Consider the following 3894-nt stretch of genomic DNA (forward strand, 5'->3'; position numbering starts at 1 on the left):
CCGGTGACGACCAGCCCGGCCGACAGGATCCCGAGCCCGGCGGTGAGGACGACGTACCGCCGGGCCGAGCGCGCGGTGCGCAGCAATCGCGGGTCGAGAGGGCGAACCATCGGCTCAGTGCGCCGCGGCCGGGATGTCCTCGACGCCGATCCGGCGCCGGAAGACCCAGTAGGTCCAGCCCTGGTACAGCAGCACGAACGGCGTCAGCAGGACTGCCACCCAGCTCATGACCCTGAGCGTGTAGTCGGTGGAGGACGCGTTGTCGACGGTGAGGGAGAACGCCGGGTCCGTGGACGAGGGCATGACGTCGGGCCAGAGGCTGCCGAACAGCAGCACCACCGCGGCGACGATGACGACGACGGTCAGCGCGAAACCCTGCCCCTCCCGGCGCAACCGGGCCGCGCGCGCGACGCCGAGCAGGGCGAGGGCGGCGACGAGGACGGCGGCCCAGGTCCACGCCGCACCGTGCGCCAGCTGGGTCCAGACGGCGAACACGCCCGCGACCGCGAGTGCCGGCACGGACAGCCGGGCGGCCAGGGCGACGGCCCGCTCCTGGATCTCGCCGCGGGTCTTGAGGCCGAGGAACAGCGCGCCGTGCAGCAGGAACAGCAGCAGCGTGGTGAGGCCGCCCAACAGCCCGTACGGGTTCAGGAGGGTGAAGAGGCCGCCGGTGAACTCCCGGTCGGCGTCGATCGGGACGCCGGCCACGATGTTCGCGAACGCGACCCCCCACAGGAGCGCCGGCAACGCCGAGCCGACGACGATGGCGACATCCCAGCGGCCGCGCCAGCGTTCGCTGTCGACCCGGCCCCGGTACTCGAACGCGACGCCGCGCACGATGAGCCCCACCAGGATCAGCAGCAGCGGCAGGTAGAAGCCCGAGAACAAGGTCGCGTACCACTCGGGGAACGCGGCGAACGTGGCACCCCCCGCGACGAGCAGCCACACCTCGTTGCCGTCCCACACGGGCCCGATCGTGTTGATCAGAACCCGCCGCTCGGTGTCGTTGCGGCCGAGGACCGGCAGGAGCATCCCGACGCCGAAGTCGAACCCTTCGAGCACGAGGTATCCCACCCACAGCACGCCGATGAGCAGGAACCAGAAGGTGGTCAGTTCCATGGTGGACTCCAGGTTTCGATCCAGCGGGTCGGCCGCGAGGTCAGTAGGCGAAGGTCAGCGGCTGGTCGACGTCGTCGGGGCCGGAGCGGGCGTCGGGGAGCATGCCCGGCGCCGGTTCCGCCGCCAGGCCCGCAAGGGCGGTCCGCCGCATCAGCCGGAACCAGACGACCGCGAGGGCGCCGTACAGGAGGGTGAAGACGGTCAGCGAGATCGCGACGTTCGCCGCGCTGACGCCCGAGACGCCGTCCGCCGTCAGCATCCGCACCTCGAGGGCGCCCGTGGGGTTCGGGGCCACGACCCACGGCTGGCGGCCCATCTCGGTGAAGATCCAGCCGGTGAGGTTGGCGACGAACGGCATCGGGATCGTCATCAGCGCCAGCAGCCCGAGACGCCGGTCGGCGGACACGCGGCCGGACCGGGTGAGCCAGAAGGCGACGAATGCGAGCAGCGCGCTGGACGCGCCGAATCCGATCATGAAGCGGAAAGACCAGTAGGTAACCGCGAGCGGCGGGACGTAGACGCCGTCGCCGTACCGTTCCACGTACTGTGCCTGCAACTCGTTGGCGCCCTTGAGGGTCGCGTTCGTGTCGCCGGTCGCCAGGTACGACGTCAGGCCGGGCACGTTCACGGTGCGCACGTCGCATTGCTCGGAGACGTCGCCGACGGCGAACAGGCTGAAGCCGGCGCCGGTCTCGGTGTCGCAGAGGGCCTCGGCGGCGGCCATCTTCATCGGCTGCTGCTGGAACATCAGCTTGGCCTGCGCGTCGCCACTGACGGCCACGCCGATGCCGGCCAGCACCATGACCACGAGCCCGAGGCGCACAGCCGGCCGGAAGTCCTTCGCGCCCTCGACGTCGCCCTGGCGGGCGCGGCGCACCATCCACCATGCGCCGATCCCGGTGACGAACGTCGCGGCGGTGAGGGACGCCGCGGTGATCGTGTGCGGGATGGCCGCGAGGGCCGTCGAGTTCGTGAGCACCGCGCCGATGCTCTCCAACTCGGCGCGGCCGGTCTCCGGGTTGAACCGCGCGCCAACGGGGTGCTGCATGAAGGAATTGGCCGCGATGATGAAGAACGCGGAGACGTTGACGCCGATCGCGACGAGCCAGATGCAGGCCAGGTGAAGGCGACGCGGGAGGCGGTCCCAGCCGAAGATCCACAGCCCGATGAACGTGGACTCGATGAAGAACGCAGCCAGGCCCTCCATCGCCAGGGGAGCCCCGAAGACGTCGCCGACGAAGCGGGAGTATGCGCTCCAGTTCATGCCGAACTGGAACTCCTGCACGATGCCGGTGACGACGCCGATGGCGAAATTGACCAGGAAGAGCTTCCCGAAGAACTTCGTCAGCCGCAGCCACCGCTCGTTGCCCGTGCGGTGCCACGCCGTCTGCATGATCGCGACGAGCGGTGCGAGTCCGATCGTCAGCGGTACGAAGATGAAGTGGTAGACGGTCGTGACGCCGAACTGCCACCGGGCCAGATCCAGGGCGCTCACGCGCGGCTCCTTACCTCGTGCCTGTCTCGGCGGCCGCGCACGGCGCGACGCAGCGCCACGGCGGAGCGGAGCAGGTGTCCCAGGGCCTGTCTCGGAATTCCCCGCCTGCTGCGGGCCGCCCGGGGCGGCTCCTCGCTACGGCGCGGAATTCCAAGACAGGCCCTCATGCAAGCCAGCGTCGGGGAGCTTCCGCGGTCCCGGCCCGAGGCGAAGGTCCCGAACCGGGGGCCCAATGGTCATCGACGGTGCCTCGCGGGGCCCGAAGCAGCGCGGCGACCGGTCGGGTTGACCGGTCGCCGCGCTGCTGTTGCCCGCTCGGGGTCTACCCGGGCGTGGAGCGCCCTACTTGAGGATCTCCTGGCGCCGCACCAGCGGGATGCGCTCCCAGAGGCCGCCCAGACCGAAGGTCTTGCCGGCCCCGGCCAGCGCGAGGGCGACGAGGACGGCGGCGTAGATCAGGTGGTCGTCCATGAAGAGGTTGTTCTCGGGGGGCAGGACCGCGGTCCACATCATGACCAGCAGCACCGTGCCGGCGGCGGCGGCGATCCGCATGGCGATGCCCGCCAGCAGGGCGACGCCGATCCCGAGCAGGCCGGCCATGAACAGCCAGTCGGCCCAGGCGGCCCCGGCGATGCCGCTGTAGAAGTCGGCGAAGGGGCCCGCCGTGGCGTGCTCGAGGAAGCCGCGGGTGGGCTCGCCGCCGTTGATCCAGGCCTGCTCCGAGGTCGTCTCGTGGCCCAGGCCGAAGGTCTTGTCCAGGAACGCCCACAGGAACACCCAGCCGAGGGCGATCCGGATACCGGCCAGGACGTAGCGAAGGGCGGGCGATCCTGTCGGGGCCTGGCCGGCCGCCTCGGGGAGCTTGGTCTCGATGGTCGCTCCGGCGCGGCGGCTCGTGATCGTGAATGCCATGGTGACTCCTTGAGTCCGTGACGGCCGGTGAAGCTTGTCGGGAGATTCCGACTCCGCCGGTTTCCTCCACTCTCGCCCTGCGCGGGATCCCGGGGGAGGGCCGACCGTCACCGCCGCGAGTGACGGAAGTCCCACCCGCCGGTGGCCCGGCGACTGAGTCGGGTTCAGCCCCCGGAACGGGGTCGAAACGCGACTGAGTCGGGTTCAGCCCCCGGAGCGGGGTCGAAACGCGACTGAGTCGGGTTCAGCCCCCGGAGCGGAGTCGAAACGCGACTGAGTCGGGTTCAGACCCCGGAACGGGGTCGAAACGCGACTCAGTCGGTGGGTGGGTCAGTCGGTGGGTGGGTCAGTCGGTGGGTGGGTCAGTC

The 3894-nt window shown here is 70.6% G+C and carries 3 protein-coding genes; all 3 read right to left on the reverse strand.

The features are described from left to right. Nucleotides 1–114: 114 nt before the first annotated feature. Complete coding sequence (gene cydB, locus AC08OU_RS23400; RefSeq protein WP_476605823.1) at nt 115–1119, reverse strand: cytochrome d ubiquinol oxidase subunit II; 1005 nt, start codon at nt 1117–1119, stop codon at nt 115–117. 40 nt (nt 1120–1159) lie between these two features. Then, nucleotides 1160–2614, reverse strand: a complete 1455-nt coding sequence (locus AC08OU_RS23405; RefSeq protein ID WP_476605824.1) for a cytochrome ubiquinol oxidase subunit I — start codon at nt 2612–2614, stop codon at nt 1160–1162. Nucleotides 2615–2956: 342 nt separating this feature from the next. After that, a complete protein-coding gene (locus AC08OU_RS23410) occupies nt 2957–3526 on the reverse strand; it encodes a hypothetical protein (protein WP_476605825.1) in 570 nt (189 codons plus the stop codon). Nucleotides 3527–3894 lie beyond the last annotated feature (368 nt).

The sequence above is a fragment of the Frankia sp. CcMO1 genome (assembly GCF_977945845.1).

Excerpts from the sequence above, each read along its gene's own strand:
- AC08OU_RS23410 (WP_476605825.1), bottom strand. The coding sequence starts at position 3,526 with ATGGCATTCACGATCACGAGCCGCCGCGCCGGAGCGACCATCGAGACC.
- cydB (WP_476605823.1), bottom strand. The coding sequence starts at position 1,119 with ATGGAACTGACCACCTTCTGGTTCCTGCTCATCGGCGTGCTGTGGGTG.